The sequence below is a fragment of the Paenibacillus pini JCM 16418 genome, assembly GCF_000576305.1.
In the GTDB taxonomy this organism is placed as follows: domain Bacteria; phylum Bacillota; class Bacilli; order Paenibacillales; family Paenibacillaceae; genus Paenibacillus_AQ; species Paenibacillus_AQ pini.
In genome coordinates, this window is the sequence record NZ_BAVZ01000022.1 from 20917 (window position 1) to 38550 (window position 17634).

The window sequence follows — 17634 nt, forward strand, 5'->3', positions numbered from 1 at the left end:
GGGCAATACCAACAATGTACTGGACAAGCATAACTAAAATAATCAGGTAGCACACACCCTTTTTCAGCTTAATGAGTTGGAAAAGGGTTTTTTCTATTCATTGTTGAATATCCATACTTGTAAGAAAAAGGAGGGCGATTAGCATTAAGAATCCAGCGATTGAAATGTATAATTATCATGTCTGGGCCAATGAATTAATCATTAATCGCATTAAAGAACTTCCTAGAGAAATCTATCATCAGGAAACGCTCAGTGGATATCCTACATTATCCAAGGTACTAGCTCACTTGTATTTCGTGGAATATGCATGGTTTGAAATTATCTCAGGGAAAAGTATGAATGAAACATTTGAAACTGCGAATCAAATGGGAGAACAGCTTGAGGCTAAGGATATTGAAGAGATGGAAATTCTCTTTAATGAATTATCTGCAAGAAGCAAACAACGTATTCATTTGGAAGAAGACATGGAGAGGATCATCATCGTGGATAATCCCTACGCGGGGATACTGAATACTACGCCTACGGAATCCGTTCTACATGTGGTCACCCACGGGTCTTATCATCGTGGAAATATAGCTACCATGCTACGACAACTGGGGCATACCTCAGTTATGCAGGATTATGGACTGTATTTATATTCAAAGTAATGTACAACAACAAATGAATTGCAAAAGAGCTTCCGAATGGGAGCTCTTTTTAGACATGGATATTACATTGTGGTGTCTTTATTTACGCTTCGTATTCTGGATGATTATGTCTTTTACATCCAAACAAATAGCATCCCGTATACATAGATGTATTAAACACCATTACGGGGATATACCCTGAGGACATTCGTTCTAGGATAAGCTCATATTCATTCCGCTCCAGAAGTAACTGATTAATATATTCTTCTTGATCTTGTTCTGTCCAATGTTCGTCATACTCGGCATCATGATCTGTCTCGATCTCTTCGTTCTTATCTTGAATAACATCATTTACAATTTCTTGAGCACGGGAAATATTGTTTGTCTGTAATAAAGAGTAGATAAACCGATTAACCCAATTAGGTTGTTTCCAGTAGCTTTGCCAACCCTTTTCAAACCACTGAATGGCTTGTTCAAAAGATCCTATTTCTACATATAATTCTGCAACTTCAATTTCACCAACAAATTCTTCATCTTTATCCGAAAATAAAGCTAGTTTACGCTGTGCTTCACCTAATTGACCAAGTTCAATCAGACATTTCACATGACTATACATCGATTGATCCGAGTCATTTGCGCCACGCAGGAAATATTGGGAAGCCTCTTCTAATTCTCTTAAATGATATTTGGCTACACCCAGGTTTTGGTATGCTCCAACCGAAGGATGGATGGCGATAGATTGAAGTAAGACATTTGATGCTTCTTGCCATCGCTGCTGTTTAAGATAGATTTCTCCCAAGAGACTATATGGAAAATAAGAGATAGGTTTAAGGTTAATCGCTTCTAAAATGAATGCTAATGCAGTTTCGTCATCGTCTTCCTCATAGCTGTATATCCAAGCGACATTCGTAAGGGACTGAACGTCTCTTGATTCTGCTACTGCCTTTTTGAAAAGCATGAACGATTCATCATATTTATTCGCCTCTAGTAATTCAATGGCTCTCAGGTTCGTGTTCAATAATGTTCTCCTTTTGTCATTTATTATAATTAAACTTAGCTTATCATAGGTTTGAAGGGAGGCGAACAGAAACAGATGAAGAAAAATTGGATACGATTTCTCGTGTTACTCGGATTAGCTATTGTAGTAGCGTATATTATAATGAAAATGGAAAATACAACACTAGAACAAACACCCAGTAAACAAACAATAGATTATGAGAATAGCGTTAATATGAAGACAAAGGAAACGGATCAGGGAATCGGTAACTCTGTCGAAAATACTGATTCAGAAGCAGTGAAATCAAGCGCGAGCTTCATGCTAAACGATCATGTGCAGTGGAGAGCCGATTATTATGCCCATGGCATGTTTCAACAGGATATGGTCTTGTATCAATCGGAAGATGGTGGGGATACATGGATCAAGATGGGAAACTCACAGGAGCAGGGCAGCACTCTTCCAGCGAGGGGGAATCATAGTGGTTTATTTTTCCTGAATCGTACAACGGGGTGGGTAACCACAAGCTCACCAGCAGAGGGAGATATCGGACTTTATATGACGCAGGATGGGGGGCAAACATGGACCCATCAAACGCCGCAGGTACCTATGAAATTCATGAGGGAGCAGTTTAATACATCATTACCATTCTTTACTTCATCAAAGTTTGGGATTGTGGTGGCTAATAACACAAGCAAGAATTTGCTGTGCTACATGACAGATAATGGCGGACTGGACTGGTATCCCATTGAACAACAATTAAGAGGAACATATGGCGATGTAAAGTGCGAGATTTATAACTCCAGCTCAAATGGTGTAAGTCAGTGGACATTTACATATAGTGATCAAACATGGACATCCGTGGATGGAAGGGCTTGGATTCAATAAAAACTACTGAGAACTGGAAAAGATAGAATAATAGCTTGAGTTCGTAAGAATCATTCATAACTACGATATCGGAGTCATATTGTGAAGTCATACTTAATAGATATCTTTAGACGGAACGAATAAGAGAAGGTGAAGGAGGGAGAGCTATTGCACCTGTCTCTGCGGCACTATATAAAGAGAACAACTACAGTCGGAATGATCTTTATCCTTATTATCCTAGCATTGATTGAAAATACGTATTTGCTTAACCCGAAATTGGAACAAGCAGTATCTACGAGTTCGGGGAATGGACATACAATAGAATCGCGTGCGGTTGTTTCCGTTGATCAGATGACTCACATCACATTTGCCGCCGCGGGTGACATTATGTTTCACAGTCCACAACTGATAAGTGGATATGATTCGAAGAGTGGTACGTATGATTTCAAAGCTGTCTTTCAAGAGGTACAGCCGATTATAAGCGCTGCGGATATCGCGATAGCCAATTTTGAGACGACTACAGCTGGAACTGCTAACGGTAAATACACAGGATATCCTCAGTTTAATTCACCGGATTCCGTTGTGGATGCGATTAAATATGCTGGGTTTGATGTGTTGTCTACGGCCAATAACCATAGTCTAGATATGGGAAGCAAGGGGCTTATCCGCACGGTAAAGACGATTCAGAAGCGTATGCTGGACAACGTGGGTACTTACATACAGAAACCTAGAAGCCGTGTTTTGTTAAAGGAAGTTAAAGGGGTTAAGATGGCGTTCTTGTCTTACACGGAAAGCACGAACGGGCTGGATAAGAAACTAACGCCTGCGGAGCGGGATTCTCTCATTAACATTTTGGATGAGGACAAGATCAAAGAAGATATTTGGTATGCTAAACAAAATAAAGCAGATCTCATTGTCGCCTTTATGCACTGGGGAGTTGAATATGACAATGAACCTTCAATCAATCAAAAAAGATTAGCAGCATCTTTTGCCAAAGGGGGCGTAGATATTATCCTTGGCAGTCATCCTCATGTGATTCAGAAGTCTGAGCAATTGAAACAGACAGGTTCAACGAGCTTTGTCATCTATTCGATGGGTAACTTTATATCCAATCAACGTTACGAAACAATGAGTAATGAAGCGACAGAGGGTGGCATTATTCTTGTTTTTGATATTCAAAAGAATCTTGAAACCAATCAAACGATGATTAAGCATGTTAGATATGTGCCTACATGGGTATATCGAAGCGAAAAAAAGAGTGATTCCAAATATACATATCGCATTATACCTGAAGGAACTACAGAATTTGCAAAGATTCTATCGAAGGGTAATCAGCAGAGGATGAAGCAATCCTATACAGCAACCGTTGCCAAGATGGATCAGCAATCCTTCACTGATGTAGCATTACAGAGTAGATATCCGAAGGGGAATGTTGCGTTACAATGGTAATATTTCTTATGTAGAGGCTTGCCATGTCTAGGAAAACATTTAATTTAAAAAAGGAGCAAGATCTTTATAAGATCTTGCTCCTTCTTTTGTTGATAGCATATTTAGTCCTAGCCTCTTTGTAGTATTTATGTGACAATTATCGATGGATTTTTCACTCGGATTAGAAAAACTTTGGTACAATATTCCTTGGAGTTTTGCTAGCTTAAGAATCAAATGATTGAATTAGGAGAGTTTTAATGATTAAGCAGAGATGGGCTATTCTAGCTGGAGTTGCTCTAGTGATATTTTTGCCCTTAATATTTATTATTCAAAGTATGATATTCCCTCAGCAAATGCCCGAAGCCATCCAAGGGCAATTAGATTTAAGTGATTGGAATTTGTCGGAGGATGGACCAGTCGCTTTAAATGGGGAATGGGAATTTTATAGGAATCAGCTCTTAAAGCCAAGTGATTTTGATACATCACGAGAGGATAGCACTCAAATTCCACGGTTAAGTGGGATCGTATCTCTGCCAGGGAAATGGAATGACTATATTTCAGAGGATGGGCGTTCGAAGGCTACAGGTTTTGCGACTTTTCGACTTGTGATTCAGTTGAAAGAAAAAGGAATGGTCTATGGTGTTCGGACGGATATTATTCGTTCAGCGAATCGGATATTCGTGAACGACGAAGAGGCGGGAGCGAGCGGTAGTCCAGGAACATCAGCAGCTAAGAGTAAGTCTAACAATATCCCCTATATTGGATTTGTTCACATCGAGGGATATCAAGCCGAAATTATCGTTCAAGTATCTAACCATATTTATTCTTCTGGAGGTGTGTTCTCTTCCATCTTGTTTGGAGATAAGCAGTCGATTATGAAGGGCAGAGATCTTGCTCTATTTATTGACTTCATGACCTTAACGGGATTCCTATTTCCGGCTGTTTATATTCTAATGGTTTATGGACTGCGTAAAAAAGATCCATCTCTTCTCTATCTGGGGCTGTTTTGTTTATGCGCCATGGTCTATGTGGTCACTCACGGTCAAAAGATGCTCGCTACGATATGGCCATCACTCGAGTACGAGTGGTTTATCCGACTACAGATGATTTCATCAGCGCTTCTTTATTTATTTCTAGTTCGCTATGTTGCAGTTGCCATACCACAATCGGTTCATAAGCTGGCCATTCGCATATGTGATTTTGCTTCCATTTCTGCTGTCGGTACTGCACTGTTGCTACCCGTTATCGTTTTCTCTAATTTGGAACCACTCATTTTTACATTCTCATTGGTTAGTGTGTCTTATATTGCATTTGTAATGATCTCCGGCATGAGGCGGCGCTCAGGGGATAAGGGACTTATGCTCGTTGGCGTACTAAGCATTCTGATCATTATTGTGTGTTATATTGTGGATTTAATGGGGATCGTCGAAAGTCTTACCCCCGTACCATTGGAGATGATGTTATTTGTAGTTACACAAGCTCTCTTACTTTCCCAACGCTTTGCCCGCACATTTGGTCAGATTGAGCAGCTCTCAGCTAGATTACTTACGCTGGATGGACTAAAGGATGAATTTATGGCGAATACGTCGCATGAACTTCGGACACCGCTACATGGTATTATCAATATTGCTCAGTCCCTTATGGAAGGTGCGGCGGGGGCGCTAAATAGTAAACAAAGCCATGATCTCTCCATGATTGTTTCAACAGGTAAGCGGCTGGCTGCACTCGTTAATGACATTTTGGATTTCAGTAAACTCAAACATGGAGATATTGTGCTTAAGCGGCAACCCGTTGACTTAATTGCCGTCACGCAATCTGTATTGGAAGTAACGCTACATATTGCAAGCCATAAAGAAGTTCGCTTCGAGCAGGTTTGGCCCGATAACTTGCCTTATCTGAATACGGATGAAGATAGGCTAAGACAAATCTTATATAATTTGCTTGGCAATGCAATTAAGTTTACGCATGAAGGACACATTCGTATTGAAGCTGTATTTGAACATGAGTGGGTTCGTATATCAATATCAGACACAGGGATTGGTATCGCTAATGATCGAATGGATGACATATTTAAATCCTTTGATCAGGGTGGATATTCAGCAGAACGGGAGTACAGTGGAACAGGGCTTGGACTAAGTATTTCAAAGAAACTAGTCGAGCTCAGTGGTGGACAAATATGGGCCGAATCCGTACTCGGACAGGGATCGACGTTCTATTTTACGCTTCCGGCTATTCATGGACAGGCCTTAGAGAGGGTGAAGCAACAGTTACATGATCATCGACTTGAAATGTATCATGGTTACGATGACGAGGAATCAAACCAGGTGCAGGAAGTGAACATGGAAGGCGCTTCTTCTACGGTGCTACTAGTTGATGATGATCCTGTGAATCTGCAGGTACTACGTAATCTTCTTTCGATCGAGAAATATAAGATCATTTCTGCAGACAACGGGGCCGAAGCGATGGAGCACTTAAGGACTGGACAGTCGATCGACCTCATTATTGCCGATTGGATGATGCCCGGCATGTCTGGTATAGAGCTTTGTCAGGCGGTACGCCATCGATTCTCTCTATTTGAATTACCTATCCTGATCTTAACGGCCCGAAGCTTGCCAGAGGATGTCCGTACGGGTATTCAAGCAGGTGCGAATGACTTTCTTCGCAAACCGGTGGATGCTGATGAACTGCGGGCCCGTGTACGTACATTGCTTGAAATGCGCAGGTCGGTGCGAAAGGCAATATCGTCCGAAATGGCATTTTTGCAAGCGCAAATCAAGCCTCACTTTTTGTATAATGCGTTAAATACGATCATAGCTATATTGCCATCTGATCCTGAGAAAACGACAAGGCTTCTGCTTGAATTAAGCCATTATTTGCGAGGCAGCTTTGACTTTCAGAATCGGGATCAACTGGCCACATTGCAAAAGGAACTTGCATTAATTCATTCCTATTTGTTCTTGGAAAAGGCTCGTTTTGAAGAAAGACTTCAGATTGTATATCAAGTGGATACCGATCAGAATGTTCTAATTCCACCGCTAACTATTCAACCCATTGTAGAGAATGCGGTAAGACATGGCATTATGAGTAAGGCCGCAGGTGGCACGGTTCAAGTGATCATCCATGAGCGGGCAGGTCATATACATATTGCTGTTACTGATAATGGGGTAGGAATTGAGCAGGAACGCGTTAAGTCTATACTGCTCGGTGCAGAGAGAGACGGGGGAGTAGGCTTACGAAATATCCATACCCGATTGCTAACTCTGTATGGTAAGGGACTGCATATCGTTAGTGAAATTGATCGAGGTACTACTGTGAGTTTTGAAGTCCCTTTAGCACGCGTGACGGACAAGAACAATGGAAGGAGGAGAATGAGACTTGAGAGCTTTAATTATTGATGATGAAAAACCAGCTTTGCTTCAATTGGAGAGACTTCTCCAAGCCGATGGCCGTATTAGCGTTGCTGGTCAATTTACTTCTGTGCAATCAGGATTAAACCACTTATTAGAGAATCATGTGGATGTTATATTTTTGGATATTGGTATGCCAGAAATGAATGGACTAGAAGCGGCAGAGCACTTTTATCGTATGCAGCCGGAAATCCAAATTGTCTATGTCACAGCGTACAACAACTATGCTATTGAGGCATTTGAACTTCATGCTCTAGACTATCTGTTAAAGCCCGTAGATCCTGAGCGCTTCTCTAAGACAATAAAGCGGATCGAATCCCATATGCAGCTTTCGAATATGGCTACAACGCCCATAACTAATCCTTCGATGGCGATGTGCTTTAGTCATTTGACATTAATGGGTCCATCCGGAGAGTTAAAGTTGAAATGGAGAACCCAGAAGGTACAAGAGTTATTTTCTTTCTTTATCCATCACACGAATAAGTGGATAACGAAAGAGACGCTGCTTGAAACGTTATGGCCCGAACTTGGACTGGATAAAGCGACTACTCAGCTGCACACCTCAATCTACCAAGTTCGTAAGGTGCTCAAGGAGTGGGGAGTTGGAGCAGGAATCGAATATGCTCATGATAGCTATCGTTTGCTGAAGGAAGGGTTCGTAACGGACATCGAGTTATTTAAACAAGATTGTACAGTGCATTCTTTGATGGCGGAAGAAGATTGGCAGCGATTGGATGCGGCACTAAAGCGGTATAAGGGAGATTACTTAGAGGACCATGATTATTTTTGGGCAAGGCCTTTAAGAGAAGAGCTAAATCAAATGTATATTGAAGCTAGTTTACGTGCTGCAGGTTATGAACATCAAACAGGAAAAAGCCAGCAGGCTATCCAGCGATTGCTAGTGCTTCAGCAGAAGGAAGCCTTTTCTGAAGAAATTTGTCGTAGCATACTGATCATATATGCCTCAATGAACAATTATAATGCACTCCTCAATTATTATAATTCCTACATGATTTTACTTCGAGATGAACTCGGTATCGAACCCGATGTTCAAACGACACAACTGTATAATAAGCTGATGAGTGAAGTTCGAGAAGATGCCAACAATTGAAGGAACATGTCGTTGGTTGTCCAGAATTTGTACAGACCTAGCTGATACAATGAGCGAGTCCATAGATTTTAGCAACATATATCGAGATGTTCTCCTCTAAGCGGTGACTCCTCATAGAATTAAAAAAAGAAGGCCCTGCCAGGGGTCTTCTTTTTTTTCTAACTCAGCGTGAAAACATATGCTGTACAAGGGTTACTTGTTCCGATTTCTTTTCCAGACAACGATCCAGCAACATAAGGCTGCAGCGAAGGCAACGATAATGGGAATGAGTTGATTGTTAGTCATAAATCACCTCGATCAGTGTAATGGACTACACGATTATACGTATGAAGATATGCAATATTTTACATGTGGTAAATGGAAAAATAAAGAAATATTTAATCGAGTATTTCTACCTAAAAACGACATGTAATCACACTTTCGCTACCTTTTTACAAATCTCTTAGAAGGTGAAAAGCATGTACCTATTCTTTATAAACATAATAAAAATACCAAATAAAAAAAGTATTGTAAATTATTGGTTATTATAATATATTGAAATTGAAATTTGGCCCATATGTACATAATGACCTATTTTTAATCTCTACATGGGCATAAGGAGGTGATAATAATGGTCATGGAAGAGCTTGAATTAGTAGATGCACCCGTGAGTGATTTCTCCGCAGGTTTGGCGGTGGGTATTGGATTTGGACTGGGAATATTGGCGTTGGTAGGTTGTTAATCATACTAAATCGATGTTGAATGAATCTATTTATGATGAAGGAGGCTGAGAACATGGTTATGGAAGAACTTCAATTGGTAGATGCTCCTGTAAGTGATTTCTCTGCAGGACTTGCTACAGGTATCGGTATTGGACTAGCTATTTTAGGTTTGATGGGCTGTTGATCCAATAGGATATCACCATTTAATTTTAGGACAAGGAGGAGATAACTTATGATGATGGAAGAACTCGAAAGAGTAGAAGCACCTTCGGATGCAACATTCTGGGGCGGTGCAGCTATTGGTACCGTTGCAGTTGTAGGGGTCGGACTGCTCTTCTGTTCGTAATAAAGCTTTAGAAATTTAAAACAATGCAGCCCTAAAGCATACAGAGATTAATTGAGTAATGATAGCTTGGTACTAATACATTCTGAAAAGGGGAGGTGAGTCTCATGATGATGGAAGAACTCGAAAGAGTGGAAGCTCCTTCAGATGCAACATTCTGGGAAGGAGCAGCCATTGGTACTGTTGCCGTGGTTGGGATTGGATTGCTGTTCTGCTCTTAAAATAAACTTCTCCTCATTTAAGGTACTCATAATCTCACTATGTTTATACGTAGGGCATCAGGTGCGAACTCATAAATTTTATATGTAATTGCTTGAACATACTCAGATGAAGCCTCGCTTGGTCTGATCAGGCGAGGCATTATATTTATGGATCTTGACAGGAAGTCTAGGGACGTACCACTTATGATTGGAGGTGACATGATGAGTCTGACTTTGAAGAAGGAAATTCAGTTCTACCCGGTAGATGGGGGATTATTTCACGTCTATGATCCGGGAACAATGAGGCATTTTAAAATCGGTCAACGCGAAGTCCAATGGTTGAATCTTCTTAACGGGGAAAATGACAGGGATGACTTGGCTCAGATCATTCCAGAAGAGCATGTCGATGCCTTCATGATGCAGGCTGAGCGGATGCAGTTGGTTGTATCGCAGCAAAAACGGCGTAGAATAAATCCACTGAAGCTGAAATTTCGGCTACTCAATCCGAATCGGATGCTTGAATCCATTCCACGATTTAACCTCGTATATCGCAAGGTGTTAAATGCTGCATTTGTCATTTCATTACTTATCAACATCGTATGGCTGACGATGCATTGGCAGTTAATGGCCGGAGCTCTACTTAGTTTCAACTTAAATATGGGCTCAATCATTTTTTATGTCATTGCAATTCTATTTATAGGTTTTATCCATGAACTCTCCCACTCGATCGTCGCCAAATCCTTCGGTATCCATGTTCCTTCAATTGGTCTAATGCTATTCTATCTACATCCTGCGTTTTTCGCAGACGTAAGCGGATTAAATCTACTTAAAAGTAAGCGTCAGCGCATCAATATCCTACTTGCAGGTCTGATGTCTAATTGCATTATGGTGACTCTATCGATCCCACTCTATTATATTCTATTCAACCACTCCTCCTTGCTCTATCTGATTTACTTCATGATGTTAAACGTAACGATTATGTTCGTAAATATGGTTCCTTTTGTAGAATACGACGGGTATTATCTGTTCTTAAATTTGGTTAATGATCCGGCTTTCAAAATAAAATCACGACAAAGCATGTTCAATCCACGTCGTGCTAAATCGGAACATCTTATTTTTGGGATTATGTCTAATTTATTTATTGCTTCGCTTCTATTCTCTGCGATTCTGATGATCAGAAGATATGTACTGACACTGACCAGTTCTAATTTGGTCGATTATGTGACTATTGGACTTCTACCCATCGTCTACCTAGCATTTATGCTCTTGCAGAATAGGAGGACCGCATGAATCATAACACAGCATACTATTCCATGAATCCTTTTGCATTTATTGCAGAAATTGATGCCGGATATCTCATATACAATACCGATGATATGCAGGTGTCTTTAGGAAAAGAAAGGGAACCTTTAATACAGTTTGTAAAGGAGCATCGTACGTTTGCCATTGACGAAGTAAAGGTGTTTTTAAGTGATCAGGAGATCGAAGAGTATATCCAAAAACGTATATTTTTGCCTGGAGAAGGGATTACAACGGAGGTAGATACTCGAGACAAATGGGCTTCTTTTCGTTATTGAGTGGAGATTTTGAGCAGTATCATCAAAAGCTTCAAACGGCGCATGTGCTGCTGCTTGGTGCGGGAGCGATTGGAACGCATGTACTATGGAACCTTGCAGCTATGGGTGTTGGAAAGGTTACCGTAATTGACTTTGATGTAATCGAGGAGAGTAATTTAAACCGCCAATTGATGTATCATCCAGGGGATATAGGGGAGTCGAAGGTAGAAGTCCTTTGCGAGCGTATTAAACAGTTCAACCCCTCGATGGAGCTGTACCCAATCAGGTTGAAGGTGGAATCGCCAGCAGATATTGAGCGCTATATCGACAGCAAGTCACTGGTAATTAAGGCGATTGATACGCCTGAAGAAGCGACAGAGTGGGCGAATGGAGTTTGCGTTAAACATAAAATCCCACTGATTAATGGTGGTTTTCTTGATCACATCGGTGTGGTGGGTCCCATCTATTTACCCAATGAGTCACTATGTGCAGCATGCCTTGGCTTTGGCAATGCAAGACGAATCTACGGTACAGGTCCAACCTTTGGACCACTGACGATGATGGTGGCTTCAACGGTATCGATGTTTTCTTTTAAAATTCTAGTCGGTCAAACGGCAGAACTTCGTAATAAGCTCCATCTCTTTAATACGAAGACAAGTCAGTGGGATATCTTGCCGTTACGTGCTGCTGAGCGATGTCCTGTATGTGGACATAATCCCCATGAGAATGTGGTCGAAGCACCTGCTGTGAATAAGCAGCGGATATGGGGTTATCGGGGGAGTATGGCGGGAATATTCATCCTTGCGTCTCTCTTAAGGTATTTTACAGGTGATGTCTATGTGGGAATGTTGGCACTGCTTATGTTACTCATTTCATTTCTATTTATTGATTCGTGGTTTGAGGACCAGCCTGCTGAACTACGCAAAGAAATTTTTATTGTGAGCTCTATCTATTGTGGCATAAGTCTCATTACCAATTTGGTCATTAATATAAATGCCTTCTTTACAGCATCAGGCCGTGGATTTGATTTCGTGTTTGCAATCATTCAGAACTTTAGTTTGACAGTGCTTGAAATCAGCGTAGCCATTTCCATCCTATTCTTCCTTAGTAATGCTGTGGTGTTTGTGATTAAATATATCACTCGGAAAGGAGACATGTGGTTATCATGATCTTGAGAAAAGCGTTACTTGTCGCATTAGCAGCCATTATTATCATGATCACGGTTCTGTCAGCGAATCTGAGCCAGGTTCTTGGAATGAGCCAGGATGTCATCATATGGGGCGATATGGTGCTGGCCGCTATTCTATTTATCGTTATTGTAATGCAAATACGAAAGAATGGTTGGGCTTCACGGCGCAATCAGTAGATCACATCCTAAATCTACGGAGGTAAATGCATGGAGAAGTATATTGAGGTCAAAGGACTTGTGAAGCAATACGGTGAGGTAAAGGCATTAAATGAGGTTTCATTTTCAATCAAAAAAGGTGAAGTTGTGGGAATTGTTGGTCCCAATGGCTCGGGTAAAACGACGCTACTCAAAATTATGCTAGGTTTAATAGATGCGACCAGTGGCTCTGTGTCGATTGCTGGCATTCCGGTCTTTAACAACTCGATGGATGCGCGTAGAAAAATTGGTATTGTCATGGAAGATCAAGGCTTATATGGACAAATGAAGGTGCGCAAATACCTTGAATTTTTTGCTAAGTTATATGGGTTTTCTAGTCTTACCCCATCGACCATTGATTTAATGGAATCGCTAGATTTGCAAAAATACGAGCAAGTGGAAATTGCTAAGCTGTCTAAGGGAAATAAACAGAAGGTAAGCATCGTTAGATCGATGATACATAATCCCGAAATTATTTTCCTGGATGAGGCTACAGATCATTTAGATCCTGAAGTTCGGGAGTCCGTCATTCATCACATTAAACATTTCCGTAGTCAGGGTAAAACTATTCTGATGTGTAGTCATAATTTACATGAGGTTGAACAGGTGGCTAATGAAGTGCTTGTGCTTAAATTTGGTCAATTAATCGATAATATTAGGTTGGATAATAAACATAAACAAGGAAGTAAAACGAAGGAGCACTTCATGATGCAGGTAATGGCTAACCCTGTGCTAATGAACCTTTTAACGAAGAGATGGGAGCAGAAAATTAGAAGTGTTACGAGTGAAGATGAAGTGACCTACACGCTTCATTGCGAAGTGGACCATTTAGATGAGATGCGTAGACTAATGTTGATGATGGCTGAGGAAGGAATAACTGTGTTTGACTTAAGAAGACAACAAAGTCAGAGCCTGAATGAAATGTATATGTCCGTGGTAAAGGAGGCAGTGCATCAATGATAGGTATGATACTAAGAAGAGAACTTTCCGATTTACGCTCCCAGCGAGCGATGGTGGTGATGATTTTTGTATTCGGGGTATTGCTTCCGGTGGCAGCAGCATGGTATTTGGGAAGTGCGCTAACGGCTGACTCCACGCTTGATGAGAGTATATATATGTGGCGTGCGGTTGCTGTGTTGATGTGTTTCATGCCATCGTTCCTACCTGCAGCTTTATCAGCAACCAATCTTGCAGGGGAATTTGAAATGAGAACGCTCGTGCCTTTGCTGGCGACGCCTATTTCAAATCGAGCTTTATTTCTGGGAAAAATGTTCTCCATTCTACTACCCGCACTTTCTGTCGTGCTTCTGTCGCAAATGATATTCTACATTGCCACACATAATGTGGAGCAATTGACAGACGGCGCATCTTGGCGATTTTATGCTATTCTTGCCACAGCTACCATCGGCTATTATTTCCTTGTTGTAGCCATCGGTTTTATGGTGGCCTATAAGGTAAGAGAAATTCGCAATTCACAGCAGTATGGTGCTCTAATCATGATGCCTATTATGCTGGGTTCCATGGTTGGACTCGGGTACAGTGTTGTGAAACTTAATTTGGATCATATCCTGTATGTAACCTTGCCGCTGTGCATTATCATTGTGATCCTTGCGATTACGCTGGTGCCAACATTATGGAACCGTTCTAAATTAGCAGAGCGTTTCTAATCCATGACAGTAAAGTAGAAGTTCAATTCCAGTAGTTTCTGGGGAGGACTTCTGCTTTTTTTATGTAATACTTTATGAGGAGGAACTTATGAAATATTTTAAGATTGAGAGGTAATTGATCTATGAAGAAAATGTTTTCTCGATTAAGTAAATATTCTTTAATTTCGATCTTAATTATTATTGGATTTCTCTTTCTTCTTATGATCACAGCGACTATTATATTAGCCTTAAATGACTTAACATCTGGACGTTAGAAGTGATTAGTTGCTCTATTCTGGTAGTAAATGGTAAGCTTAACTGAACCAATAAAGGGTAAAAAAGGTATATAGGAACAACCAATTCGATTACTACTTATTTTAATATATTTCAATATTCTAGAGAGGATGACTAGAATATGAAATATAGTAATATATTTCAATATAGTAGAAAGGGTGACTAGAATATGAAATATAGACGTTTGGGCAAAACAGATTTGAAGGTTTCTGTAGTAGGTATTGGCACATGGCAATTTGGAGGCGACTGGGGCAAGGACTTCATACAAAAAGACGTAGATGCCATTCTTAACCGCGCGCGAGACCGAGGCATTAACCTAATCGATACAGCCGAATGTTATGGACCTTACCATCTGTCGGAAAGTTTGATCGGGAACTTCTTGAAACGGGATAAACGAGAAAACTGGGTTGTAGCTTCAAAGTTTGGCCATAAATGGCATGATCACTGGGATAACGCATGGAGTGTGGATGAAATCCGCATACAACTTGATGAATCCTTGAAGGCGCTACAGACCGATTATATTGACCTATATCAGTTCCACTCTGGTTCAGACGAAGTATTTCATAATGATGATTTGTGGACACTTCTGGACAAGCAGGTTCAGGCAGGTAAAATCCGCAATTTAGGCATTTCGATTGGTAGCAACGATAACCTGGAGCAGACGAGTAAGGCTACTGAGCTTAACGCTAAGGCGATACAGGTCGTGTACAATCGGCTTGATCGCCATCCCGAAGAGCGAGTTTTCCCTTCTTGTATCGAGCAGGATCTCGGTGTACTTGCCCGCGTACCATTAGCGAGCGGATACCTAAGTGGTAAATATAAGCCAGGCACCATATTCGAGGATAATGTACGTAAACGCCATATACGTGGGGATATTGATGATCGCCTACGACAAGTAGAACATATTAGGCAAACCGAAGTTCCAGGAGGTACACCGATGGCTGAATGGGCACTCGCATGGTGTTTGCAGCATCCAGCTGTAAGCTGTGTTATTCCAGGTTGTAAGAGTCCTGAGCAGGTTGATGCGAATGCTGATGCCGCTGAGCTAGACTTAGTGAAGGATGATCATCCGAGCGCATGGGGGAACAGTAATTAATTTATGGGTGACTATCCTATCATTCGATTTGAAGATCAGCTGTCCTGGGAAAAATGGTTAGATATCAATCATCAGGTATCTTCAGTCGTTAGGCTGCAACTTGCGAAGAAAAACTCTGGATTGATTACGTTGTCCTATGCAGAAGCGCTAGATTCTGCCCTATGCTACGGCTGGATTGATAGTCGTAAAGAAGCATATGATGATCAGCTCTGGATTCAGCGGTTTGGCCCGCGTGGACCTAATAGTATTTGGTCCGTGGTGAACAAGGAGAAGGTTGAGCTGCTTATTCGGAATGGACGGATGAAGCCTTCTGGACTGAAGGAAATTGAAAGGGCCAAACAGGACGGAAGATGGGATGCAGCGTATGAGCCGCAGAGTCGTGCTGCCGTGCCTGAAGATTTGGAGCAGGAATTCAAGCGGGTGCCTGCGGCAAAAGAATTTTTTGATACACTCGATAGTCAAAACCGCTATGCTATATTATTTCGGATACAAACGGCAAAGAAGCCAGAAACGAGAACGAAACGCATTCATCAATTCGTTGATATGCTAGTCAGACAAGAGAAAATATATCCAGGGAATAAAAAGACCTAGATTATTGAAGAAAGCCCCGAACGATTGTAAAACGTTCAGGGCTTTTCTTTGTGGGGAATAATTTCGATACATACCGAATATGTTGCTTGTTGAGAGATGTTATTGTGCTTCTAGAGAGGAACTCGGATCTTTTAGAAAAGGCAGGTATCATTCATGTTATTAAATATTAGCGGGATTATTGTTATTATTTATACCGCCCTATGTATTGTGTTTGTACATCAGTATAGATTACTGCTGGTTAATATGACTGGGAATGTCGTAGCTATGACGGTGGGGCTAATCTCTAATCTGACGATCGGTGTGATCCTCGGCATGATCTGGCGGGATAACCTGGTGCTATCCACAGGAGTGTCGATCGCTTTCTGTTTTATGATTGGATATTTAATTGGTAGGCCAATACATATGCTTGCAGTGGTTGAGGGTATAGGAGGAGGTATAATGGGCGGCGTACATGGGGCGATGCTAGGAGAAATGATTCCCGTGGCGAAATGGGATGCTATGTTGTTCATTATGGACGCTTTATTTATTGCAATTACTGCATTAGTCATATATATCATTCATGCTCAGATTGATCTAGAACCTAACGCAGAGATTGCTGTGCAAACTCATTCAAACTTAGATTCCACAGTTTTACATACTGCATCTCTACGTAGAGCACCCGCACGTTTTTCCTTTTGGGTGCTGTATATTATTCTACCTGTGATTATTCTCTGCGCAGCAGCTTTTATTGGGCATAGCCCATCTATCGATCAGAACCCTTCTTCTGGACACGACATGCACTCGATGTAGATTGTAGACATCTATCTGCTTTGCAAACCATGAGTGAACCAGATAGAATAGCATTGTAAAGGCTGCGTTTGTGATGAATATGATTGCAACCCAGACCTATCCATGCTTAATGATCTGAGGAGGATACCTATAATGGAACGCATACAAACAGAACAGCAGTACAAGGAGCTTATTGATCAAGACGGCTTAACCGTCATTAAATTTGATGCAACTTGGTGTCCGGATTGTAAGACGTTAGATAAATTTCTTCCTGATATTATGGCGAAGAATCCGGATAAGCAATTTTATGCTATGGACGTGGAATCATTCGAAGGGGTTACGGATCAGAATGATGTGCGCGGTATTCCAAGTCTGCTCGTATTCCGCAATGGTGAGAAGATTGCTCATCTGCACAGTAAGTTCGCTAAGACTCCTTTAGAAGTGTCTGATTATTTAGAGAAGCTTGAGTCCAAGCAGTAATTCTTGATGTCGGTAAGCTTAGTTTATTACATGAGATGTACTCAGGCATCCTCTCATTTTCTTCACGGTAAATACGTGAAAGTGGGAGGGTGCTTTTTGTTATGCCTATATAAATCAAACATGAAATGTATAATGCCACAAT

General features: G+C 41.1%; 19 protein-coding genes. 18 read left to right on the plus strand and 1 reads right to left on the minus strand.

Features of this window, described 5'->3' with window-relative positions; all coding sequences use genetic code 11:
* Positions 1-143 precede the first annotated feature (143 nt).
* Complete coding sequence (locus JCM16418_RS20405; RefSeq protein WP_373280735.1) at positions 144-647, plus strand: DinB family protein; 504 nt, start codon at positions 144-146, stop codon at positions 645-647.
* An 82-nt stretch (positions 648-729) separates the two neighbouring features.
* Here the strand turns inward: JCM16418_RS20405 and JCM16418_RS20410 are convergent, their stop codons facing one another.
* Entirely contained in the window at positions 730-1644 is a 915-nt protein-coding gene (locus JCM16418_RS20410) for a tetratricopeptide repeat protein (RefSeq protein ID WP_036652674.1), read from the minus strand.
* 75 nt (positions 1645-1719) lie between these two features.
* On the opposite strand from JCM16418_RS20410, the gene JCM16418_RS20415 reads away from it, so the two are divergent.
* From JCM16418_RS20415 to JCM16418_RS20490, 17 genes are all read left to right on the plus strand, one after another.
* Entirely contained in the window at positions 1720-2508 is a 789-nt protein-coding gene (locus JCM16418_RS20415) for a WD40/YVTN/BNR-like repeat-containing protein (RefSeq protein ID WP_036652676.1), read from the plus strand.
* A gap of 147 nt (positions 2509-2655) precedes the next feature.
* Positions 2656-3936 carry a CapA family protein gene (locus JCM16418_RS20420; RefSeq protein ID WP_052020610.1) on the plus strand — a complete coding sequence of 427 codons (1281 nt, stop codon included), beginning with the start codon at positions 2656-2658 and terminating at the stop codon, positions 3934-3936.
* A 236-nt stretch (positions 3937-4172) separates the two neighbouring features.
* Positions 4173-7310 (plus strand): hybrid sensor histidine kinase/response regulator, encoded by a 3138-nt coding sequence (locus JCM16418_RS20425; protein ID WP_052020613.1) that lies wholly within the window; start codon positions 4173-4175, stop codon positions 7308-7310.
* Positions 7291-8433, plus strand: a complete 1143-nt coding sequence (locus JCM16418_RS20430; protein WP_036652678.1) for a response regulator — start codon at positions 7291-7293, stop codon at positions 8431-8433. Before JCM16418_RS20425 ends, JCM16418_RS20430 begins: the two co-directional genes overlap by 20 nt.
* Positions 8434-9043: 610 nt before the next feature.
* A complete protein-coding gene (locus JCM16418_RS26515) occupies positions 9044-9154 on the plus strand; it encodes a daptide-type RiPP (RefSeq protein ID WP_036652680.1) in 111 nt (36 codons plus the stop codon).
* 212 nt (positions 9155-9366) lie between these two features.
* Positions 9367-9480, plus strand: a complete 114-nt coding sequence (locus tag JCM16418_RS26520) for a daptide-type RiPP (protein ID WP_305082453.1) — start codon at positions 9367-9369, stop codon at positions 9478-9480.
* Positions 9481-9584: 104 nt separating this feature from the next.
* On the plus strand, positions 9585-9698 hold the full coding sequence (locus JCM16418_RS26525) for a daptide-type RiPP (RefSeq protein WP_305082454.1): 114 nt from the start codon (positions 9585-9587) through the stop codon (positions 9696-9698).
* Positions 9699-9896: 198 nt separating this feature from the next.
* On the plus strand, positions 9897-10967 hold the full coding sequence (locus JCM16418_RS20445) for a zinc metalloprotease (RefSeq protein ID WP_148298876.1): 1071 nt from the start codon (positions 9897-9899) through the stop codon (positions 10965-10967).
* A complete protein-coding gene (locus JCM16418_RS20450) occupies positions 10964-11254 on the plus strand; it encodes a hypothetical protein (protein ID WP_036652683.1) in 291 nt (96 codons plus the stop codon). Before JCM16418_RS20445 ends, JCM16418_RS20450 begins: the two co-directional genes overlap by 4 nt.
* The gene (locus JCM16418_RS23975; protein WP_158442450.1) at positions 11251-12402 is read left to right on the plus strand and encodes a HesA/MoeB/ThiF family protein; all 1152 of its coding nucleotides are present in this window, start codon (positions 11251-11253) and stop codon (positions 12400-12402) included. Before JCM16418_RS20450 ends, JCM16418_RS23975 begins: the two co-directional genes overlap by 4 nt.
* A complete protein-coding gene (locus JCM16418_RS20460) occupies positions 12399-12599 on the plus strand; it encodes a hypothetical protein (protein ID WP_036652686.1) in 201 nt (66 codons plus the stop codon). The genes JCM16418_RS23975 and JCM16418_RS20460 overlap by 4 nt, the downstream gene beginning before the upstream one ends.
* Before the next feature lie 30 nt (positions 12600-12629).
* A complete protein-coding gene (locus tag JCM16418_RS20465; protein WP_052020617.1) occupies positions 12630-13577 on the plus strand; it encodes an ABC transporter ATP-binding protein in 948 nt (315 codons plus the stop codon).
* A complete protein-coding gene (locus JCM16418_RS20470; protein WP_036652688.1) occupies positions 13574-14284 on the plus strand; it encodes an ABC transporter permease in 711 nt (236 codons plus the stop codon). Before JCM16418_RS20465 ends, JCM16418_RS20470 begins: the two co-directional genes overlap by 4 nt.
* Positions 14285-14726: 442 nt before the next feature.
* Positions 14727-15653 (plus strand): aldo/keto reductase, encoded by a 927-nt coding sequence (locus JCM16418_RS20475; RefSeq protein WP_036652690.1) that lies wholly within the window; start codon positions 14727-14729, stop codon positions 15651-15653.
* 3 nt (positions 15654-15656) lie between these two features.
* Positions 15657-16244 (plus strand): YdeI/OmpD-associated family protein, encoded by a 588-nt coding sequence (locus JCM16418_RS20480; RefSeq protein ID WP_036652692.1) that lies wholly within the window; start codon positions 15657-15659, stop codon positions 16242-16244.
* Between the two features lie 153 nt (positions 16245-16397).
* The gene (locus tag JCM16418_RS20485; RefSeq protein ID WP_036652695.1) at positions 16398-17033 is read left to right on the plus strand and encodes a hypothetical protein; all 636 of its coding nucleotides are present in this window, start codon (positions 16398-16400) and stop codon (positions 17031-17033) included.
* Positions 17034-17165: 132 nt separating this feature from the next.
* Positions 17166-17492 (plus strand): thioredoxin family protein, encoded by a 327-nt coding sequence (locus JCM16418_RS20490; RefSeq protein ID WP_036652697.1) that lies wholly within the window; start codon positions 17166-17168, stop codon positions 17490-17492.
* Positions 17493-17634: the final 142 nt, after the last annotated feature.